This window comes from uncultured Draconibacterium sp., from assembly GCF_913063105.1.
GTDB lineage: Bacteria > Bacteroidota > Bacteroidia > Bacteroidales > Prolixibacteraceae > Draconibacterium.
Genome location: NZ_CAJXYQ010000028.1, coordinates 1 through 22,710, shown reverse-complemented (window position 1 = coordinate 22,710; position 22,710 = coordinate 1). Strand labels below are relative to the sequence as shown.

The following is a 22,710-nucleotide window of genomic DNA, read 5'->3' as shown; positions in this document are numbered from 1 at the left end:
AAAAATTAGTTGAAATGGACTATGTTCGCTTAAAAATTGCAAAACTATTAAAAAAGGCTGGAAAATAATCATCATTTTGTTGGCAGCAGTATTAATGTTGCTTACCACTGGTTTTGCACTACTTCAAAACAGCTGGGTTCAAACACAAATTACCCGTAAGGTGGCTAAAAACCTCTCTAAAGATTTAAACACCAGTATTAGCATTGGTAAAGTTGAAATTGGTTTCTTTAACCGCCTGCGACTTGAAAATGTTTTAATTGAAGACCAGGCCGGCGACACTTTAATTTACAGCGAAATTATAAGAACCCGGATAGATACTTTAAAAATCAGAAAAAAGCAGATTGTTTTAAGAAATCTACATTTCGGTAACAACAAAATTTATTTATCACAAGATACTGCAGAAACTTTCAATTTTGGCTTTTTAATAAAAAACATAGGTCCTTCGCCCCAAAAAGACACCTTGAATATATGGTCGTTTGCATGCCGCAGTTTCGATTTTGGAAACATGCAAATAAGCTATTCAAACAGTAGTAATACAAACAATACTACGGTTGAAGCACGCGATTTAAATTTAAAAGTTTCCGATTTTTATTCTTACCGCGATTCTTTATCATTTCGTGTGGAAGATTTTAGTTTAAATGATGGGAAAAGCTTGTTGATAAAGCATGCCTCGGCCAATGTTAGTAACGTAAACAAGTTGCTAAAAATTAATGGGTTTAACATGGAAAGTGCCCATTCTGTGATTACAAATACAGACATGCAATTCCAGTTTTACACGGCCAACGATTCGATGAACCGAAATTTCGATATGAATATCAGAATTGACGATGCCGAAATCGGAATGAACGAACTGGGCACAATGTTGCCATCAGTAAAAGGAATGAGCGAGACTATAAAGCTTTCGGGTACAATTTATGGAAGTATCGACGACTTAAAAGGACGAAATATAATCTTAGAAACCGGAAATGAAACACGTGCAATTCTTGATTTTTATGTAAACGACCTGATGCAACCCAAAAGCATGTACCTGTTTCTGGACTTAAAAGACTCGGAAACAACCTTTGAAGACATTAGCAGTATTCGTTTACCCAATTCGGCACGCACACGATACATCCGGTTTCCTGAAAGTTTTTATGAAGCCGGGCAGTTACGCTTCAAGGGGAACTTTAGTGGATTTTTAAGCGATTTTGTCACCTTCGGGACATTGGAAAGCGAAATGGGAACACTTAGCACTGATGTGTTGGTAGTACCCGAAAAAGAAGGACAAATATATTATCGTGGGAATGTTGCTACAACTGACTTTGAACTTGGCAAACTGTTTAAGAATGACCATTTTGGCACCATAACACTTAGTGGATCGGCTGACGGACAATACAATGAAACAAGCGAATCGATTTCAGGCATTTTTAAAGGCACCATTGATAGTGTTGACATTAACAATTACGTGTATCAAAATATATCGATTGATGGAATTTTACGCGAAAAAATGTTTGATGGCCTGCTGGAAATTCAAGATCCGAATCTGGATTTCACTTTTCTTGGCGAACTGGATTTAAACAATACCATTCCTCAATTTGATTTTAATTTAAATCTTCGTCACGCCTATCCGGGCAAATTAAATTTCACAAAAAACTTTCCGGCAACCAACCTTGCCTTTAAAATGCAAGCTAATTTTACGGGCGATAAAATTGATAATATAAATGGTGCCATTTCGGTACAAGAAGGTTTTTACGCCAACAGAAATGGTGAAGTTAATCTCAAGGGAATTGAATTCAGGGCCTTTCAGGAAAACGGGATAAACAATCTTTTGCTCCAGTCCGATTTTTTTGATGCCAGTATTTCGGGCAACTACCATTTCAGAGATATTAAAAATGAATTCTTACAATTAGTAAAATTCTATGTTCCGGCAGCAAAAATTCCGACATTAACAAAACCGGCTGGAAAAAATAATTTTAACTACAGTATAAATGCCAAAGAAGCCAATCCGCTGGTAAATATTTTTATACCGAAGCTGGCTTTTGAAGCTCCTTTTTTATTATACGGAACGATTAATTCTGCACAGCATAACATTAGTTTAAATGGCAGTATTCCGGGCGTACGCTACGGAAACAACTGGGCACAGCATATTTTTCTGGGAAATACATCAGCCAACGGCCAATTTAAATCCAAAATAAGAGTTGGCGAGCTGTATCAAAAAAGCGGGCTAAAGCTGTATAATTTCACGATAGAATCAGATGCAGGTAATAATGTACTAAACAATGTTATATCGTGGAGTAATTTTGGAGAACTCACCTACAGCGGAGCCTTACGCACCAAATCTGTTTTTTCGATTTCCGATTCAACCAAACAACACCATATCGATGTTTTTGGACAGCCATCACGTATTTATATTGCAGATACATTATGGGCTGTAAATCCATTTCATATTCGCATTGATTCGGCAGCAGTAAGCATCGAACGTTTTAAATTAGAGCACAACAACCAAGTGTTCGCAATAGAAGGAGGCTTGACCGATAAAGAAACAGACCTGGTTCATTTAAACATGAAAAATATTGATTTAAGCTATCTTGATAAATATTTTGCAAAAGCCATCGACCTGCGAGGAAAAGTTAACGGGCACGTTGGTTTTTCTCGCTTATTTAACGAACCGGTGGTTTTGTCGGACCTAAGCATCGACAGCCTGTTTTATAAAAATAAATACATGGGCGATATTTCTCTATTAAGCCAATGGAATCAGGCCAATTCAGCCATCGATTCAGAATTGAAGGTTATCCGCAATAAACAATTAAATTTCCACGCAGCCGGGGCATATATCCCTTCGTCCGGATTACTTGATTTTGATATTGATGTTGATAGTGCCTCCCTGATAATAATGTCGGCATTTATGCGCGAGAATTTCTCCGGTTTTCAAGGACAGGCTTCCGGCAAAGTACACCTTGGCGGCTCGGTTGATGCTATTCAGCTAAATGGTGCGTTATACGGAAACAATGCCGGGTTAACTATTGACGTTACACAAGTACCTTATCATTTCTCCGACTCGGTATATTTTAAAGGTAATAGTATCATTTTTAACAACATTTCTGTTTTCGACAACGCCAACAACAGGGGGTTTTTTGATGGTGAAATAATCCATCGGAATTTTCAGGATATGAGCTACGACCTGAGTTTTCGTTCATCAAAAATAATGGCATTAAACACCAGTCCGCAGCAAAACGAGCAATTTTATGGCGAAGTTATGGCAAACGGACGAGTGCGCATTAGCGGACAAGCAAAAACTGTAGATATTACCTGTTTTGGAACCACTTTACCCGGTACAGATATTAAAATATCCATGGAAAGCCAAAGCGAATTGGAACAATATGAATTTCTTGAATTCGTAAAACCGGAAAGCAGAACGGAATCGACATTTTTTTCGAACACCACAAAAAGAGACGACAGTGGATACCGCTTAAGTTTAACGGTAGAAGCTACACCTGCGGCTAAAGTTCAGCTGATATACAATTCGCAAATTGGCGATGTTATACGTGCACAGGGAGAAGGAATTCTGCTTTTTGAAATGGATGACGATGGAAATATGAGCTTGTCGGGAAACTATAATCCTACTCAGGGTGATTATTTGTTCACCTTACAAAATGTAATGAACAAACGCTTTTCGATAGAACCCGGCGGATCAATTATTTGGTCGGGCGATCCCTACAATGCTATTGTGGATTTACAGGCAATTTACAAACTTAAAGCATCGTTGTACGATATTTTTGTCGATCGCGATGACCTGCTTAATCAAACAAGCAGAGTACAGGTTGAATGTCTGATTAAACTTACCGATGAGCTGGTGAATCCAACCATCGCTTTCGATATTGATTTTCCGAACCTGGAAGAACGATTAAAAGACGAGTTGTCGCAGTATTTTAGTACTGAAGAAGAACTAAACAAACAAATTTTATCTTTAATTGTATTGGGCAAGTTTTACACACCCGAATACCTTCGCGGCACCTATGAAGCCCAAAACACGAATATGATTGGGACTACAGCTAGCGAAGTATTTTCAAACCAACTGAGTAATTGGTTGTCGCAAATAGACGACGACTGGGAAATAGGTATTAATTATCGCCCCGGAAACCAAATAACCGACGACGAAATTGAATTGGCACTCAGTACACAAATTTTTAACGACCGGGTTACCCTTAACGGTAATATTGGTAACAATACCAACCAATATGGCACCAATAATAACAGTAGCCAGATTGTTGGCGATTTTGAGATGAGTGTAAAACTTGTACCCAATGGAAAAATACTTTTTAAAGCCTATAACCGATCGAATAATAACCTAATTTACGAAACAGCCCCCTACACGCAAGGCATTGGCTTGTCGTTTAAAGAAGAGTACAATTCAATTGACGAGCTGATTAAAAAATTTGGAAAATTATTTAAAAAGAGAGATAAGTAACTTATGTTACTTTAAATTGCGAACGCAAACCCTATTAAATAATTAAATTTCAAAAAAATACTGATAGATTTCCTTTTATTCTGCTCTGCGTGCAATACTTTTGCTTTTCGTTTTAAAAAGCTTATACCTAAATTATATTATTATGTTTACACTTATGGTTGTGGTCTTCGTTCTGGGCTATACTGCAATTGCCTTTGAACATCCTTTAAAAGTTGACAAAGCCGCGTCAGCTTTAATAATTGGAACAATGTGCTGGGTTATTTATGTGCTGGGTGCTGAAAGTATTTTACAAATGGGATTTAGTCCATCCTGGGAAAATTTCCTGGCCGCACACCCCGATTCTCATGGCTTACACGCTGTTCACGAATTTGTTGTTGATTACGAAATTATTCATCATTTAGGAGAAATTGGCGAAATACTATTCTTCTTGCTTGGTGCAATGACAATTGTTGAAGTTGTTGACCAGCACGAAGGCTTTAAAATTATTACCGATAAAATTAAAACAACCAATAAAGTTAAACTTTTGTGGATACTAAGTCTTTTAACCTTCTTTATGTCGGCACTGTTAGATAACCTCACCACAACAATTGTGCTTGTAGCCTTACTCCGAAAACTTATTGACGATAAACAAACACGATGGTTTTTTGCAAGTATGGTTGTTTTAGCTGCCAATGCTGGTGGAGCATGGTCGCCAATTGGTGATGTAACTACAATTATGCTTTGGATTGGAGGACAGGTAACAGCCGGGCAGATAATAATGAAGGTAATTCTGCCAAGTTTGGTTTGTCTGGTTGTTCCCTTGGGTATTTTATCATTTACAATGAAAGGAACTGTAACTCGACCGACTGAGGATGATGAAGAAATAGAATACAGCACAGAAAAAGAAAGGATTTTAATTTTAGCTCTTGGTATTGGCGGCCTTTTATTTGTTCCGGTTTTTAAAACCATTACCCATTTACCACCATACATGGGCATGTTGCTCTCACTGGGAATTTTATGGGTTGTTGGCGAAATTATTCATAAAGACAAACCAAAAGAGATTAGAGACAAATTAAAGGTAACGGCAATATTGCATCGGGTTGATGTTCCAACTGTTTTATTTTTTCTCGGTATTCTTTCGGCAGTGGCGGCCCTGCAATCAGCCGGTCATTTAAATATATTAGCCACCTTTCTTGATAAAAACCTTGGTAATATTTACCTGATTGACCTGGCGATTGGTGTACTGTCATCAATTGTTGACAATGTTCCGCTTGTTGCGGGAGCCATGGGTATGTATCCGATAGCAGATATTGGTGCTTCAGGTTATGATTCATTTTTTGTTCAAGACGGTGCATTTTGGGAATTTCTGGCATACACTGCCGGAACTGGTGGTAGCATGTTAATAATTGGGTCGGCAGCAGGAGTTGCAGCAATGGGGCTTGAAAAAATTGATTTTATATGGTACCTGAAAAAGATTACATGGCTCGCCTTTATTGGCTACCTAGCAGGTGCTGCCACATATTACCTTTTGTTTGCCTTATAAACTATCAAAATACAGTTGTTCATAACTCTGTAGCATACTCGGGGCAAAGCAAACAAAACAGATAAAATATTGCTTATTTTAGCGAGGTATAATAATTAAGGTTATACCTCGTTTTTTATTTTAAGAATTATAAAAAATAACTGAATAAACATGTTTAATTTATTGATGATTCAGGCCGACATTTCGCAAGAAATGGAAGCTATGGCAACTGAGCCGGAAGGCATTTCTACTAAATTTATTGATCTGGCGATGAAAGGTGGATGGATAATGATTCCTATTCTATTCTTATCAGTGGTTGCTGTTTATATATTTTTCGACCGGTATTTTGCCATTAAAAAGGCCGGAAAATTTGATTCAGGATTGTTGGAAAAAGTAAAAGTTTATATAACATCCGGAAAGATCGACTCTGCGATTGCACTCTGTAGAAGCAATGCCAATCCGGCTTCGCGCATGCTGGAAAAAGGAATCAGCCGGATTGGTCGTCCATTAACCGATGTAAATGCAGCTATTGAAAATGTGGGTAACCTCGAAATTTCTAAACTTGAGAAGGGACTCCCCGTGCTGGCTTCGGTTGCCGGAGGTGCGCCAATGATTGGTTTTTTGGGTACGGTTATGGGAATGATTCAGGCCTTTTACGACATGTCGAATGCAGGCAATAATATTGATGTAACATTATTATCAACCGGTATTTACCAGGCAATGGTAACCACTGTGGCGGGTCTTATTGTAGGTATTATTGCCTACTTTGCTTATAATATTCTGGTATCGAATGTTGAAAAGGTAGTATTTAAAATGGAAGCTACCACTTCTGAATTTATGGACCTGTTAAACGAACCGGCATAATTTAAACTATGGCACTAAAAAAGCGAAATAAAGTAAATGCTGCTTTTAGTATGTCGTCGATGACTGATATTGTGTTTCTTCTGCTCATATTTTTCATGGTTACATCTACACTGATTGCGCCAAATGCCTTAAAATTATTGTTGCCCCAAAGCAGCAATCAAACGGCAGCCAAGCCAATCACAACCATTTCAATAACAGCAGATTTAAAATACTACATTAACGACGACAACAAGCTGCAACGTGTAAACTTTAAAGAAATTGAACCTTTTCTGAAAAATAAATTCGGAACAGGAAACGATGATATTTTTATCTCTTTGCATGCCGACCAATCAGTGCCGGTAAACGAAGTGGTAAAAATTATGAACATTGCCCGCAGGAACAGGTACAAAATGATTTTGGCCACCGCTCCTGAATAAAACAAATTAAAATGATAAGGCGAGAGGAATATAGCGAGAAGAAGAAAGGGCTTATTGGTACAATTATTTTTCATGTAATTGTGCTGATTTTATTGCTTGTTTTGGGCTTTTTCACCCCACTTCCGCTACCCGGAGAAGAAGGAATTCTGGTAAACTTTGGCAATACCGCAAATGGTTTTGGCAAAAGTGAACCCAGTCCGGCCCGCAAAAAACAGCAAACTCCACCTCCGCCAAAACCAGTTGAACGAAAAGCGGCATCAACTCCCGTTCAGCAAACACCTCCTCCTCCAACTTCGCAACCCGAGCCACAACCTGCAAAAGAAGTGGCTATGACTCAAGACTACGAAAAAACAGTAGCCATTGATGCGGCAGAAAAAAAGAAAAAAGAGGAACAACAGCGGATTGAAAAAGAACTGGAACTTAAAAGAAAAAGAGAACAGGAAGCGTTAAAACGGCAGCAAGAGGAAGAAGCAGAGCAAAAACGTCTTGCCGAAATTGAGCGAAAGAAACAAGAAGAGATAGATCGTAAAAAACAGGAAGAAGCAGAACGAATAGCACGCGAAGAAGCAGAACGTAAAGCTCGTGAAGAAGCAGAGCGCCAGCGTAAGGCTGAAGAAGAGCGAAGAATTGCTGAAATTAATTCGCGTACACAAGGCGCTTTCTCTAAAAGTGGCTCAGGAAGTGGAGGAACAGGAAGTGGACAGGGAACCAGCCAGGGGGTAACATTTCCGGGAGGAAACCAGGGCGTACCAACAGGCGATCCGAATGCCGGAAATTATGGCGATGGAGGAAGTGGTTCAGGCAACCAGGGATCGGGTGTTTCCTTTAGTCTCTCAGGCCGATCAGCAAAATCGCTGCCAAAACCCAATTACCCGGGTAACGATGCAGGAATTGTTGTGGTAAAAGTTACGGTAGATAAATATGGAAAAGTTACCTCTGCAGAGCCCGGAGCCAGGGGAACAACTATTGCAAATAAAGCTTTTTGGGACGAAGCCAAACAGGCAGCTCTGAAAGCCAGCTTTAATATTGATGAGAATGCTCCTGCCTTCCAGCAGGGAACCATTTCATATCGGTTTGTATTGGATTAAATTCGTATAAAACTTATTCTTATTAAAGGCTGCCCCACCCTGGGTTTATGTGGTAAACTATTACTGACAATTATCTGTTTTTAAATCCATTAAATTTGTGTTTTTTTGCGTAAAATTTTACGCTATGGCATTCTTAACAAAAGATAAGGTTTTTAGTAAAAAATGGATTACAGATTACCTGATGATTATTGCCGGATCATTTATTCTGGCTGCTTCATTCGTATTTTTTATTACCCCTCATAAAATTGTGCCGGGTGGCGTTTATGGTATTGCCATTGTTGTACACTACCTTACCGAAGGCGTTTTTTCTTTTTGGCCCGATGGTATACCCGTTGGGTTATTTGCTTTACTTATTGATATTCCGTTAATAATTACCGGAATAAAAGTCCTGGGTCCGCGCTTTGGGGTAAAAACAGTTACAGGTTCCATACTTACCGCCACATTTAACGATTTAATTACCATGATGCGCCCGGTTGGGAACGCTCCATTGGTTAACGATATTTTATTGTCGTGCATATTTGCAGGCGTGCTTGCAGGCTTTGGCCTGGGGCTAATTTTTAAATCACGAGCCACCTCCGGAGGCTCCGATATTATTGCCATGATTATTGGCAAATACACCCATATTCAAATCGGCAGGTTGATGATTTATGTTGATTCGGTAATTGTTCTATTCGGATTAATTGCTTTTGGCGATTGGGCAATACCGCTGTATTCATTAATAGTAATTTACATTACCGGAAAGGTTATCGACTTAACCATTGAGGGAGCCAGCTACAACAAGGCATTAATTATAGTTTCGGCCAAACATAGCGAAATAAAACAAAAATTGTTGGTTGATTTGGAACGTGGCGGAACCTATTTAAATGGCGAGGGCATGTATACCGGTGAACACAAACAAATAATTTACACCGTTGTAAGCAGGCGCGAAGTAGCTATTTTACAGGAATTTATAAGCAAAATAGACCCCGATGCCTTTATTACGGTAATGGACACTAAAGAAATTTTGGGCGAAGGTTTTCAGAGTTTAAATCAGAAAGTTAGCGACTAATTGAAATTGCTTTGGTGAAACGAAACATTTCATAATAAGGTACATCAAACACCATCCAAATCGAGCAACAACGAAATTGCTACCATACAATTTCTTTTTATCTTTGGTCGAATCTCATTATTTCGATTAATTTATGATTATTGTATTTGTTGCCTACCTGGTAGTACTGATTGGCATTGTGGTTTATTCGGCACAACGCTCCAAAACAAATAACGACTTTGTTTTAGGAGGTAAAAAAATATCGGGTTTTTCATTAGCATTATCCGAAAGGGCAACAGGAGAATCGGCCTGGTTACTTCTTGGGCTTACCGGCTATGCCTACAGCGAGGGAATGGCTGCTATTTGGGTTGCTTTGGGATGTGTTTCAGGTATTCTGTTCTTGTGGATTTTTTTGGCTGAACCGCTGCAACACCTCACCGAAAAAACCGGAGCACTCACCGTTCCCGGGCTATTTTCGGCAAAATTTAGTGGCACACAGCGAAGTTTTGGTATTCTTTCCTCCTTAATAATCATCTTCTTTTTTGTGTTGTATATTGCGGCCCAATTTAGTGGAGCCGGCAAAATCTTTAACGATACTTTTCATATCGATCCGTTTTGGGGAATGGTTATCGGCTCGGCACTGGTTACACTTTACACCATGCTTGGAGGCTTTATCACAGTGGTGGCTACCGATGCTTTTCAGGCTGTATTAATGGTGGTAACCTGTGTGGTTTTGCCAATAATTGCCTTAGGCATTGCAGCCTCAAACAATATAAATGTTGCCGAAGCCATAGCCCAAGCTAACTACCTTGTTCCACAAAACATTTCTACAGTAAAGCAGGCAACCGGAGGCTTATTAATTCTTAACGGATTAAGCTGGGCGTTTGGCTATACAGGTCAACCGCAACTACTAACCCGAATGATGGCTATGCGAAACAAAAAAGAAACCCAACAAAGCAGGTGGCTTGCAATTGCGTGGACCTTATTGGCCTATACCGGTGCGTTTATGATTGGGATTATTGGCTACCAATTGGTTCAGAATGGACTGTTGGGCACAGCAGCGGCAGCAGTAGCCACCGATGCTGAAAAAATTATGCCCTTACTGGTAATGACTCTTCTAAATCCAATTCTGGCAGGAATACTTTTATCGGGAGCCGTTTCTGCAATGATGTCAACCGCATCATCGCAACTTATGGTAGTGTCGTCGTCGATGACCGAAGATTTTTACCTTCATGTTGCCAAAAAGAAAATTGAAGAAAAGCGAATGCTCTTACTCAATAAATTGCTTACCCTTGCTGTGGGGCTTGTTGGCTTTTTGCTTGCCATTACCATGGAAGATACTGTTTATGGTTTGGTATCATATGCCTGGAGCGGGATTGGCGCTTCTTTCGGGCCGGCTATCGTGTTACTCATTTTCTGGAATCGACTGTCGCGGGCAGGAGTTTTTGCCAGCTTAATTACCGGAACACTATCAGCTGTTACCTGGAAAACATGGTTACTTGAACCTACCGGCATTTCTGAACGGCTGGCCAGTTATTTTCTTGCATTTCTAATGGCTGTTCTTTTTAGTTTTCTTTTTCCTGAAAGACAGAACAGAAGCTGAATTGAACGATTTTAACAATCTTAACTATTTTTAAAACAAAGGGCATAAAAATAGGGAGTATTCGTTTTGTCTGCGTAATTATTCTGCTATCTTCGTGGCACTCTGAAAGAATTTATTAAATGGATTTTACAGGAAAAACAATTTGGATTACCGGAGCGTCTTCGGGCATTGGAAAAGCAGTGGCCATAGAGTTATCGGCATACGATGTAAAACTTATTCTTTCAGGAAGGAACGAGAAAGCCTTAAAGGAAACAGAGCGGCAATGTACACAAAACGGATGTTCAGCAATTGTGCTACCATTTGATTTAGGCAACGAACAATCGGTTAAAAATGCAGCAGATTATATTTACAAAAATAAGATTAAGGTTGATGCGCTCTATCAGTTCGGAGGAATCAGTCAACGGTCATTTGTTCATGAAACACCCGTTTCAGTTGATCGGAAGATTTTTGAAATTAATTACTTTGGAACCATTGCGTTAACGAAACTGGTTTTACCGGAGATGATTAAAAACGGTGGCGGGCACCTGGCAGTAACCTCCAGTATTGTGGGTAAATTCGGTTTCCCGTATCGTTCTTCCTATTCAGCATCAAAACAGGCCTTGCACGGTTTTTACGAAAGTTTAAGAGCTGAAAACACAAAAAATAACATTCGGGTTTCGGTAATTATTCCCGGACGCATAAAAACAAATATTTCGGTAAATGCGGTTAACAAAGATGGCAAAACACATTCGAAAATGGACGAAGGCCAGGACACCGGCATGGCAGTTGAAAAATGCGCAAAAATAATTTGCAGAAAATTAAAAAAGGAAAAAAAAGAGATATTAGTAGGAGGCACAGAAGTAGTAATGGTGCATATCAGACGGTTTTTGCCGCGTTTGTACTATTACATGGCTTCGCGTGTAAATCCACTGTAATTGAAAATATTGAGCGGGTATGAAAGCACAAATTAATGGTATTCAGCAGTTAGGAGTTGGAGTTGAAAACCTTCAGGAAGCGTGGAAATGGTATCGCGAACATTTCTCGATGGACATAAAAATGTTTGAAGATGAAGCAACGGCCGAACTTATGCTTGCCCACACAGCAGGCAAAACACGCGACAGAAGGGCTGTTTTAGCGCTTAATATGCAGGGGGGCGGTGGCTTTGAAATATGGCAACACACCGGTAAAAAACCCGAGCCCATAGCTTTTGAAATTCAACTTGGCGACCTGGGAATTAACATCGGAAAAATTAAAACCGAAAATGTACAAGCGGTTTATAATAAGTTTAAGCAGGAAAAACTTAACCTGCTTACACCAATAACAAAAGACCCGGCCGGAAACGATCATTTTTTTATGAAAGACATTTATGGAAACTCCTGGGAAATTAAAAACCAGGAAGGTGTTTTTCGAAAAAAAGAAAAGTCGTTGAGCGGCGGCGTTTTAGGAACTGTAATTGGGGTAAAAGACATGGATACCAGTCTTAAAGTATACCAGGAAATTCTTCAGTACGATGAAATTGTTTACGACAAAACAGGTGTTTTTGAGGATTACAAAGGTATTGCCGGCGGCGACAAAAAATTCAGAAGGGTTTTACTTCGTCATTCCGATGTAAAACAAGGTGCATTCAGCCCATTTTTTGGGCAGTCGGTTATCGAACTGGTTCAGGCATTTGATTACGAGCCAAAAGATATTTACGAGGGAAGAATATGGGGCGATCCGGGATTTATACATTTGTGTTTTGATATAAACGGAATGGACGATTTTCGAAAAAAAGCAAAAGCGCTTGGCTATCCGTTTACAGTTGATAGTGCAAAAGCAACGGAATCATTCGACATGGGAGAAGCTGCAGGAAATTTTGCTTATATACAAGCGCCTGAAGGCACCTTAATTGAATTTGTTGAAACACATAAAATACCAATTGTGAAAAAGATTGGATGGTATATCGACTTGCGTAAACGCGGCTATCATCCCCTTCCGAACTGGATTATGAAATTGTTCCGTTTTATGCGGGTAAAAGACAAAAAATAAATCATAAAAAAAGAGACATTTTAAAGTGTCTCTTTTTTTATGAACTTATTTTACTGAAAACTTAAAAATAGTTGTTGATTTTAGTCGCTCGCCAGGCTTTAGCAATGTACTCGGGAAATTGGCCTGGTTAGGCGAATTCGGAAAGTGTTGGGTTTCTAAACAAAATCCGAAACGTTTTTCATAAGCCTTCCCGGATTTTCCGATTTCCTGGCCTTTTAAAAAGTTCCCGGTATACAGTTGTACGCCCGGCTCTGTTGTATATACTTCCATTAGCCTTCCACTCTCTGGATCGAAAGCACTGGCTGCAAAAGCCAACTCGTTACTCTCTTTATTTATTACGTAGTTAAAATCGTAACCATTACCAAACTGCAATTGCTCGTTAGGGTTGTCAATACGCGCTCCAATTACATGTGGCGTGGTAAAATCCAAATCAGTTCCTTTAACCAAAGCAATGTCCCCAGTTGGAATCATCTCTGAATTGGCAACGGGTGTTACACTATCAGCATTTATCAATATTTCATGATTTAAAATATCACCGTTCCCCTCTCCTTTCAAATTAAAATAACTGTGGTTGGTTAAATTAAAATGACATGCTTTATCTGTTGTCAGTTCATAATCAATTTTTAGTTCGTTATCATTGGTTAGCGAGTAAGTTACTTTTACCGATTTATTACCAGGAAAGCCATACTCTCCATCGCTGCTCCCGAGTTTAAAAACAGTAACATTACCGTTTTTTTCGGCATCCCAAACTTTTCGGTACCAGCTATCAGGCCCCGAGTGCAAGCAGGCTTTACCATTGTTTACCGGAAAATTATAGCTTACATCATCAATAACAAAACTCGCATTTGCTATTCGATTGGCAAACGGACCAACAACTGCTCCATGGCTTGCTCCATATTTCATATAATCATCAATTGATTTAAACCCAAGGACGACATCGGCAAAGTTTCCTTTTTTGTCGGGTACATAAATAGCAACAATTTTAGCTCCGTAATTGGTTAAAGCCACTTGCATTCCGTTTTCATTTTCCATAACAAACAAACGGGTTGGCTTTCCGTCAATAACACTTTCAAAATCGGCTTTTGTAAATGGCATCTCAATTTCTTTTTTTAGTTGGGTTGTACAAGAAAAGATAAAAACAAGGATAAGTAAGGGTAATATTTTTTTCATTCTAATTGGTTTTAATCGCATAAAGCTACTATTAATTATAATTACCTGCTAAACGTTTTTTTAAATTGTTTAACCGAAATTTATTCCAAAGATCCATTAAAAAAGTGTCATGTCATTGATTTTCTCATTTTTCTATTTTTCATTTGTAATACTATTTTTTGCATAATGGAATCGATAAAAGAAATATATAAAATTGGGCACGGACCTTCGAGTAGCCATACCATGGGGCCCAAAAAAGCAGCTGATAAATTTTTGGCAGATAACCCAGGCGCCCATCATTTTGAAGTTACATTGTACGGAAGCCTTGCCGCAACCGGGAAAGGACACTTAACTGATTTTGCCATTCAGCAAAGTTTAGGCAATCGGCTTTTGCAAATTTTATGGGAGCCAAAAACTTTTTTGCCAAAACATCCTAATGGCATGATTTTTAAAGCCTTTTCGGCAAATAACGAGCAAATATCATCATGGACATGTTACAGCATAGGAGGTGGTGCTATTGTTGATGAAACCACCAATGCTGAAACAACTGAAATATACGAACATCGCACCATGTCGGAAATATTAAACTGGTGCAATCTTAACGGAAAAAGTTTTTGGGAATATGTTGCAGAGTTCGAAGAGCCTGATATTTGGGAATATTTGGAAGAAGTATGGCAGGTAATGTTCGAGAGTATCAAACGCGGTTTAAAAACCGAAGGAGTGCTTCCCGGAGGATTGAAACTACCCCGAAAAGCACAAAGTTTTAACACCAAAGGACATAATTTTGCTACTCCTTTCAAACGTCGGTCGCAATTATTCTCTTATGCACTGGCAGTATCAGAAGAAAATGCTGCCGGAGGTAAAGTTGTTGCCGCTCCAACTTGTGGAGCCAGTGGTGTTTTACCTGCCGTTCTGAAATATTTCAAAAAAATACATAAAAGCGATACCAATACCGTATTACGTGCACTGGCTACTGCCGGACTTATTGGCAACATTGTAAAAACCAATGCTTCAATATCAGGAGCAGAGGTGGGATGCCAGGGAGAAGTTGGAACTGCCTGCGCCATGGCTTCGGGAGCAGCAACGCAAATGATGGGAGGAACAATTTACCAGATTGAATATTCGGCAGAAATGGGTCTCGAGCATCATCTTGGACTTACCTGCGATCCGGTTGCAGGGATGGTGCAAATTCCTTGTATCGAGCGTAATGCTTTTGCAGCCGAACGAGCAGTTGCGCATAATAATTATGCATTGCTAACTGATGGCCGCCATCGCATTAGTTTTGATGATGTAGTGGAAACCATGTACAAAACCGGCATTGATTTACAAAGTAAATATCGTGAAACGTCGGAAGGAGGACTTGCCATTTTTGATGCTCTGCCGAAGTGCTAAAGTCGCGGGGGTGGATAATTTTCGATGGGAAGTTGAATCTCAACCACATCGCCCTGTTTCCATTTTTTTGCAATTTTACAATAAGTGCCCGGCTGCGTAAAATATTTTACCTTTTTCACTTCAACATTAGTGCCCTCTGCCCAATCGGGTATTCTAATGTATAACTCAATATAGCGACGTTCAGTCATTTCAAAAAATAAGGTAACCTTTCCCGACTCCGGATAATCGGTTTCCTGCCTTAATTGCACCTCACCTCCCAGAGTATGCGAATAGCCCATTTCTGCAGGTTTAAAAAGATTAACATAAATATGATCGACGTTTTTAGTAAACACAAAGGGTTGTATCTTTTCGGCTCCTGAATTGATTTCAGAAACTTGTTCCAGCGCCTGCGCATAAATTTCTTTGCCTGTTAGTTCCAGTAACAATCCGTTCATTTCTATCCAGCATGCGCTAATTAATGAATCAGTTAAATCCACATTTCCGTTGAGACCAAAACGTTGATATTCATTTTCAAATTCGGCCAGACTAAAACCTTTATCCACTGTTTTATACGAGGTTACAAAAGTAAACAGCTCGCTAAAACCTGCGCTGTCTGGGATGTTTTCGAATTTTACAGATGTATTATCAGTAGTAAACCGTTGCGACTTTTTTAAAGGAAATCCCTGTTTATCGGCACACGAAATAAAAAGAATTAGAAGTAGGATAAAGCCAAGTTTTAGATTCATGCCATATTATTTATCAGCTATTTAACACTTGGTTAAACGAAGTGTTCATTTAAAAATTAAAAGAAAAGATTATTAAAAAATGATTTGTTGAATAAAAATAAATTTCCATACCTTTGTGTCTCAATAGCAAAGGAGAAACGAAAATGAATAGCTCAAATTATAATACCGTCACAAATTGCCGACCGTTCTAAGGTTGGCCAGGTAGAGTTTATTTTATCGTTTATTCACTTATTTTCCATATTTTACAATGTTACGCAAAAGAACAAATGTGTTGTCTTTAAAAAAATTAAAAGACCTTGACTTATTAGAACTCTGGATTGATGTAAAAGAAGCAATTGGAGGCACCGAGCGGGATTTTACCGAAGCCAGCCTTGGCAAAGCTATTTTTATTTTAGCTGTTCCGATGGTACTGGAAATGATTATGGAATCGGTATTTGCTGTTGTTGATATCTTTTTTGTATCGAAACTGGGCGCCGATGCGGTTGCAACCGTTGGTATAACCGAATCGGCCATGACCATCGTTTATGCCATTGGAATGGGCCTGAGTGTAGCCACAACTGCGCTAGTTTCAAGAAGAATTGGCGAAAAAAATAAAAAACAAGCCGGAGTGGTAGCTTTCCAGGCCATGCTGGTGGGACTGTTTTTTTCAATTTGTATTGCCATACCCGGAGCACTTTTTGCAAAAAAGTTCTTAGAACTGATGGGTGCAACGGCTTTAATGGCTGAGCAGGGATACCTCTACCCTGCCATAATGTTCGGAAGCAATGTGGTTATTATGCAGCTGTTTATTATAAACGCCGTTTTTCGTAGTTCTGGCGATGCGGCGATATCTATGAGGGTAATGTGGCTGGCCAATATCATCAATATAATTCTCGATCCGCTGCTAATATTTGGCTATGGCCCTTTCCCCGAATTAGGTTTGGCAGGTGCAGCTATCGCCACCTCAATCGGCCGAGGGCTGGCAGTTTTGTACCAGTTTTATGTCCTTTTTAAAGGGCATCATCGTATCAGGCTTTATTGGAATAGCTTGAAAATCAGGATTAAAGTAATGCAAAACCTGGTAAAAATATCAGGAGGTGGAATTTTACAAAACCTGATTGCCACATCGAGCTGGGTGCTGCTGGTGCGAATTATTGCAGTTTCAGGACCTGAAGCACTTGCCGGCTATACCATTGCAATACGGATAATAATTTTTGCCTTGCTGCCGGCCTGGGGACTTAGCAATGCTGCCTCAACGCTTGTTGGGCAAAACCTGGGGGCAAACCATCCGGAACGGGCCGAACGGTCAGTGTGGATTACGGGGTATGTAAACATGATATTTATGGGCGTGGTTGGGATTCTGCTTGCCATTTTCCCTGATTTCTGGATGAAACTATTTATCGATGAAACGGAAGTAGTAGCAAATGGAACAATGGCCTTGCGCATTATTAGCTTTGGTTTTTTGTTTTACGCACTTGGCATGGTACTTATGCAGGGCTTCAATGGCAGTGGCGACACCATTACACCCACCAAAATCAATTTTCTTAGTTTCTGGCTGTTTGAGATTCCACTCGCCTACCTGCTTGCTATTGTTCTAAATATGGGGCTAACCGGTGCGAGTCTGGCCATTGTTTTGGCAGAGTCGTTTTTGGCACTCACTGCTCTTTTTCTATTTCGAAAAGGAAAATGGAAACTTCGAAAAGTATAAAACACACCTAAAAAAACTACGATGAACAAACAAGAGTTACCACAAGAATTAATTGAATATATAACTGACAATCAAATAGAACAAGCGGAGCTTGCCCGAGTTATTGCAGAGCATAAAGAACGTTACAACATCAGAAACAATGACACGATTTATTCTGCTGAAATAACCGGGAATATTAGGTTTACGGCAAACTCCTCTGCCGATTTTCCGGCTGTTGGCGACTGGGTTCGGTTTACAAAAATGGACGAATCAAGTGCGATTATTCTGGAAGTGTTGCCGCGCTTTTCGGTATTGCAACGGCAAGCTGTTGGGAAACATGCCGAGGTACAACTGATTGCTGCTAACGTTGATGTTGCATTTATCGTGCAAGCTGTTGGGCACGATTTTAATTTAAACCGGTTGGAACGGTACCTTTCCGTATGTTTTGCCGGAAAGATAAAACCGATTATTATCATTTCTAAAACCGATTTGGCCGACGAAATAGTATTAAAACAAATGCTGCAAGAAATAGCGACACGCCAAAGTTCCTGCACCGTTATTTCATTAAGTAATCAATCTAAAAAAGGACTCGACAGCTTAGAGCAAGTATTGGAACCTTATAAAACCTATTGTTTTTTGGGATCATCGGGTGTAGGTAAATCAACCATTATCAACCATTTACTTGGCGTACAGCAACAAGAGGTTAAAAAAATAAGTGAAAGCACCAGTAAAGGCCGGCACACCACCAGTCATCGCGAATTATTTGTATTGAAAAACAATAGCATTGTAATTGACACGCCCGGAATGCGTGAATTGGGAATCACCCATTTGTCAAACGCATTGGAAAACACCTTTGACAATATTGCAGAACTGGCTACCCAATGTAAGTTTAACGATTGCAGTCATATGAATGAAACAGGTTGCGCCATTATAAGCGCAGTTGAAAGTGGCGAATTAAGTGAAGATAGCTACCAGAATTACCTGAAACTAAAACGCGAACAAGCTCACTTTAGCAGTACAGTCTACGAAAAACGCCAGCGAGCTAAGGATTTTGGGAAAATGGTAAAATCCATTCTTCAGGAAAAAAAACAATCGAAGTAATGCACTTTTAGTGAACAATATTCGAAATCTGATTATTATATCCTATTGAAACTAAACTTTATAAAAATGAAAAAAATAGCAATTGAAATTAAGTGGGCCATTTTGTTTATTGTAATTCAACTTTTATGGATGCTGGGCGAACGAATGGCCGGTTTACACGACGAGAATATTGAAAAACATGCCATTGTTACCAATTTCTTTGCAATACTTGCAATTGCAGTTTACGTTGTAGCCTTGCTTGATAAAAGAAAAAATTCGTACCAAGGCCGGATGACCTGGAAACAAGGATTTTTCAGCGGATTGATTATAACTGTTGGAGTAACTCTTCTGACGCCCTTGTCGCAATACATTACCTCAGCAATTATTACTCCTGATTATTTTTCAACAATGATTGCATACACCGTTGAAACCGGAAAAATGACACAAGCTGCAGCCGAAAGTTATTTCAACATGAAAAGCTACATTGTACAAAGTGTAATTTTTGCACCCGCCATGGGTATTGTAACCTCGGCAATTGTCGCTCTTTTCACCCGGAAAAAATGAAACGTGTAAAATAGTTAATGCAACTCTTCAAAAAGCCAAGCCTTTTAACCGAATGAGTATTGGCCTTAACGATAAAAACCGGAAATGATTTCCCGGTTCATGAATAAGTTTTATTTTCACAATAAAATGCGCGAAATGAAGATAAAACTTATTCTTTCTTTTATTCTATTGGTAAACCTTCTATCGGCTCAAACATCAAAAATAGAGTTTACTTTAACCCAAGCCGATTATCTGTATCATTTTGCCTACGAATGTATAGATCAGGAGTATCCGAACAAGCTGAATCAGGTATTGGGTAACGACAGTTACCTCGCTCCTCCCCGCCAGTTGCATCCTGCCTTTTACGGTTGTTTCGACTGGCACTCGTCGGTTCACGGACACTGGACCCTGGTAAAAATACTGACCTGCTTTCCTGATTTTGAACACAGTAATGAGATTATTGAAAAGCTAAAGAAAAATATTACTGCTGAAAATATCCTAAAAGAGGTGGCATACTTTGATGATGAACACAACAAAACCTACGAACGTACCTATGGCTGGGCATGGTTGCTAAAACTGGATGAAGCATTGCGCACATGGAACCATCCCGTTGCGAGTGAACTACAATCTAATCTGAATCCGCTTACCGAATTGCTTTCAGGTAAATTCAACGAATTTTTAGACAAATTAATTTACCCCATTCGAATTGGAGAACACAGTAATATCGCTTTCGGAATGTCGTTTGCCTACGATTGGGCAAAAAAGTACGACACCCACCTGGCGGAAAAGATAGAGGCCAAAGCCCTTGAATATTACCAAAACGATTGCGATTGTCCGCTTACATGGGAACCGGGTGGATTCGATTTTTTATCGCCCTGCCTTCAGGAAGCATCTGTAATGTTAAAGGTTTTACCTCAAAAGGAGTTCGAAAAATGGTTAAGAACTTTTCTACGCGGAATAGAGAAACATCCTGCAAAATACATTGAAATAGCCGAAGTAACGGACAGAAGTGATGGCAAACTGGCCCATCTTGATGGATTGAATTTTAGTAGAGCATGGTGTTTGTATGAAATGGGATACGCCCTGAAAAATCAGAAACTAATAGATCTGGCTGATGCACATTTTAACTACAGTTTTGAAAAAATGGATTCAGGCGAATACGCAGGAGCCCATTGGCTGGCATCTTTTGCTGTTTATGCACTAATTAAAAGTTCTGCAAAAAATTAGCACAATGCATAAAACACTGCTTTTTACGTTTCTTCTTCTCCTTTCAAAATTCTGTTTTGCACAATTGCATACTGAACGCTTTACCAGCATCGATGTATTGCATTATACGTTTGAACTACATTTAAACGATTCAAGCAAGCAAATACGAGGAGAAACCAGTGTTTTTATAAGGCTTTTAAAACCTGCAGACACTATTCAGCTTGATTTTATTGGAATGGATGACTCGGGAATCGGCATGATTGTTAACTCGGTAAGCTCCGATGAGCAAGCCCTTGTTTTCTTGCATGAAAACAATAACTTACAAGTGGAAGTGCCTGAAAGTATAGGCTCGGGCGATACGGTGTGTTTTAAAATCTGCTACACCGGTATACCCGCTGATGGTTTGGTTATTTCGAAAAACAAGCACGGCCAACGCACTTTTTTTGGCGACAACTGGCCCGATCGGGCAAAACATTGGTTACCAACAGTCGATCATCCATCGGACAAAGCAACACTTGAATTTTTGATTTATGCCCCCCAACATTACGAGGTTGTTTCAAATGGAAAGCGCGTTGAAAAGAAACAATTACCCAACAACATTGAATTTACTCACTGGAGAGAAGATGTGCCCATATCAACAAAATTGATGGTGATTGGTGTTGCTGATTTTCTGGTAGGCAACAACGAAAACTACCAGGGAGTGCCGATAAGCTCCTGGATTTTTAGACACGATAAAGAAACCGGTTTTAACAATTATAAATACGGCACAAAAGCACTGGCGTATTTTTCAGCGCTAATTGGCCCTTATTCATACGAAAAACTTGCGCACGTGCAATCGAAAACACGCTACGGAGGGATGGAAAATGCCAGTTGTATATTTTACCACGAACGAACAGCTACCAGCAACCAGAGCCAGGAGCGTTTATTTGCCCACGAAGTGGCCCACCAATGGTTTGGCAACTCGGTAACTGAACAAAGCTGGCACCACGTATGGTTAAGCGAAGGTTTTGCCACTTACCTTACACATGTTTACATGCAACATTTTTATGGTAATGATTTATTTAATGAGCGTTTAAAAGACGACCGCGAACGAATAATAGCCTATTCAAAACAAAATCTGGCTCCCATTATTGACACCACTGTAACTGATTACATTCGTTTATTAAATACAAATTCTTATCAGAAAGCCAGTTGGTTTTTACACATGTTACGCGCTAAACTTGGCGATGACATATTCTTTAAAGGATTACAGAAATATTATCATGATTATAAAAATTCAACTGCATTAACAACTGATTTTCAAAAGGTAATAGAAGCGGTTTCGGGCAAGAAACTCGATTACTTTTTTACACAGTGGCTGTGGCAGGCCGGACATCCGGTTTTAAATTATACCTGGGGAGAAACAAAACAGGATAATTACATGCTGGAACAACATATTTCCATTAATCAGAATACTAATCAGTTATTTACTTTTCCCCTTGAAGTTTTGATTACATATGAAGATGGCAGTTCAGAACTTAAATACACAAATTTTGATGGTATGAATTCAAATATTCGGGTTCAGGTAAAAACTACTTCCCCGATAAAAAGCATACAATTAGATCCCGAGGTAAAACTTCTTTTTGAGCTTGCACAAACGAAAATGTAGGAATTTGTTTAGGATTGGCCGGTACCATACAAAAAAAAGCCCTGACGAAACCGTCAGGGCTTAAATGTATTTCACCTCAATAATAAAGTCTTTATTTTACTTTTTCTACGATTGCTTTGAACGCTTCAGGTTGGTTCATAGCCAAATCGGCTAAAACTTTCCTGTTTATTTCAATTTCGTTCTTTTTCAACAATCCCATGAATTGTGAATACGACATTCCTTCCAAACGGGTTGCAGCATTAATACGCTGAATCCACAATGCACGGAATGTTCTTTTTTTCGCTTTTCTATCGCGGTATGCATAAGTTTGTCCTTTTTCCCAGGAATTCTTTTCAACCGTCCAAACGT

Annotated in this window: 18 protein-coding genes; 15 read left to right on the top strand and 3 right to left on the bottom strand. The window is 39.4% G+C overall.

The genetic code is table 11. From position 1 onward, the window contains the following. The first annotated feature begins 79 nt into the window (after positions 1–79). From QZ574_RS18495 to QZ574_RS18455, 9 genes are all read left to right on the top strand, one after another. Positions 80–4,447, top strand: coding sequence for a translocation/assembly module TamB domain-containing protein (locus tag QZ574_RS18495; protein WP_297092313.1), 4,368 nt, complete (start codon positions 80–82; stop codon positions 4,445–4,447). A 142-nt stretch (positions 4,448–4,589) separates the two neighbouring features. Next, the gene (nhaD, locus tag QZ574_RS18490; RefSeq protein WP_297092311.1) at positions 4,590–5,969 is read left to right on the top strand and encodes a sodium:proton antiporter NhaD; all 1,380 of its coding nucleotides are present in this window, start codon (positions 4,590–4,592) and stop codon (positions 5,967–5,969) included. A 150-nt stretch (positions 5,970–6,119) separates the two neighbouring features. Beyond that, on the top strand, positions 6,120–6,812 hold the full coding sequence (locus tag QZ574_RS18485) for a MotA/TolQ/ExbB proton channel family protein (RefSeq protein ID WP_297092309.1): 693 nt from the start codon (positions 6,120–6,122) through the stop codon (positions 6,810–6,812). Between the two features lie 8 nt (positions 6,813–6,820). Next, the gene (locus QZ574_RS18480) at positions 6,821–7,228 is read left to right on the top strand and encodes a biopolymer transporter ExbD (RefSeq protein WP_297092307.1); all 408 of its coding nucleotides are present in this window, start codon (positions 6,821–6,823) and stop codon (positions 7,226–7,228) included. Between the two features lie 11 nt (positions 7,229–7,239). Beyond that, a complete protein-coding gene (gene tolA, locus QZ574_RS18475; protein ID WP_297092305.1) occupies positions 7,240–8,316 on the top strand; it encodes a cell envelope integrity protein TolA in 1,077 nt (358 codons plus the stop codon). 124 nt (positions 8,317–8,440) lie between these two features. Then, positions 8,441–9,364 (top strand): YitT family protein, encoded by a 924-nt coding sequence (locus tag QZ574_RS18470; protein ID WP_297092303.1) that lies wholly within the window; start codon positions 8,441–8,443, stop codon positions 9,362–9,364. 133 nt (positions 9,365–9,497) lie between these two features. Then, complete coding sequence (locus QZ574_RS18465; RefSeq protein WP_297092301.1) at positions 9,498–10,946, top strand: sodium/proline symporter; 1,449 nt, start codon at positions 9,498–9,500, stop codon at positions 10,944–10,946. 119 nt (positions 10,947–11,065) lie between these two features. Beyond that, positions 11,066–11,860 (top strand): SDR family NAD(P)-dependent oxidoreductase, encoded by a 795-nt coding sequence (locus tag QZ574_RS18460; protein WP_297092299.1) that lies wholly within the window; start codon positions 11,066–11,068, stop codon positions 11,858–11,860. 19 nt (positions 11,861–11,879) lie between these two features. Further along, entirely contained in the window at positions 11,880–12,953 is a 1,074-nt protein-coding gene (locus QZ574_RS18455; protein ID WP_297092297.1) for a VOC family protein, read from the top strand. A gap of 45 nt (positions 12,954–12,998) precedes the next feature. On the opposite strand, the gene QZ574_RS18450 is transcribed toward QZ574_RS18455, so the two are convergent. Continuing rightward, positions 12,999–14,123, bottom strand: a complete 1,125-nt coding sequence (locus QZ574_RS18450; RefSeq protein ID WP_297092295.1) for an aldose epimerase family protein — start codon at positions 14,121–14,123, stop codon at positions 12,999–13,001. A 165-nt stretch (positions 14,124–14,288) separates the two neighbouring features. Here QZ574_RS18450 and QZ574_RS18445 point away from each other — a divergent pair, with 165 nt between their 5' ends. After that, the gene (locus tag QZ574_RS18445) at positions 14,289–15,494 is read left to right on the top strand and encodes an L-serine ammonia-lyase (RefSeq protein WP_297092293.1); all 1,206 of its coding nucleotides are present in this window, start codon (positions 14,289–14,291) and stop codon (positions 15,492–15,494) included. Here the strand turns inward: QZ574_RS18445 and QZ574_RS18440 are convergent. Beyond that, positions 15,491–16,219: a beta-L-arabinofuranosidase domain-containing protein gene (locus QZ574_RS18440; protein ID WP_297092291.1), complete on the bottom strand. Its 729-nt coding sequence runs from the start codon at positions 16,217–16,219 to the stop codon at positions 15,491–15,493. The genes QZ574_RS18445 and QZ574_RS18440 overlap by 4 nt on opposite strands. 247 nt (positions 16,220–16,466) lie before the next feature. Between QZ574_RS18440 and QZ574_RS18435 the strand changes: the two genes are divergently transcribed. From QZ574_RS18435 to QZ574_RS18415, 5 genes are all read left to right on the top strand, one after another. Then, positions 16,467–17,906: an MATE family efflux transporter gene (locus tag QZ574_RS18435; protein WP_297092290.1), complete on the top strand. Its 1,440-nt coding sequence runs from the start codon at positions 16,467–16,469 to the stop codon at positions 17,904–17,906. A gap of 21 nt (positions 17,907–17,927) precedes the next feature. Next, positions 17,928–18,986 (top strand): ribosome small subunit-dependent GTPase A, encoded by a 1,059-nt coding sequence (rsgA, locus tag QZ574_RS18430; protein ID WP_297092288.1) that lies wholly within the window; start codon positions 17,928–17,930, stop codon positions 18,984–18,986. A gap of 66 nt (positions 18,987–19,052) precedes the next feature. Beyond that, complete coding sequence (locus QZ574_RS18425) at positions 19,053–19,529, top strand: DUF4199 domain-containing protein (protein ID WP_297092286.1); 477 nt, start codon at positions 19,053–19,055, stop codon at positions 19,527–19,529. Between the two features lie 135 nt (positions 19,530–19,664). After that, the gene (locus QZ574_RS18420) at positions 19,665–20,735 is read left to right on the top strand and encodes a DUF2891 domain-containing protein (RefSeq protein WP_297092284.1); all 1,071 of its coding nucleotides are present in this window, start codon (positions 19,665–19,667) and stop codon (positions 20,733–20,735) included. A gap of 4 nt (positions 20,736–20,739) precedes the next feature. Further along, positions 20,740–22,362: a M1 family metallopeptidase gene (locus QZ574_RS18415; protein ID WP_297092281.1), complete on the top strand. Its 1,623-nt coding sequence runs from the start codon at positions 20,740–20,742 to the stop codon at positions 22,360–22,362. A gap of 91 nt (positions 22,363–22,453) precedes the next feature. Here QZ574_RS18415 and rplT read toward each other — a convergent pair. Continuing rightward, the coding region (gene rplT, locus QZ574_RS18410; protein WP_297092279.1) for a 50S ribosomal protein L20 at positions 22,454–22,710 on the bottom strand (257 nt) is incomplete at its 5' end.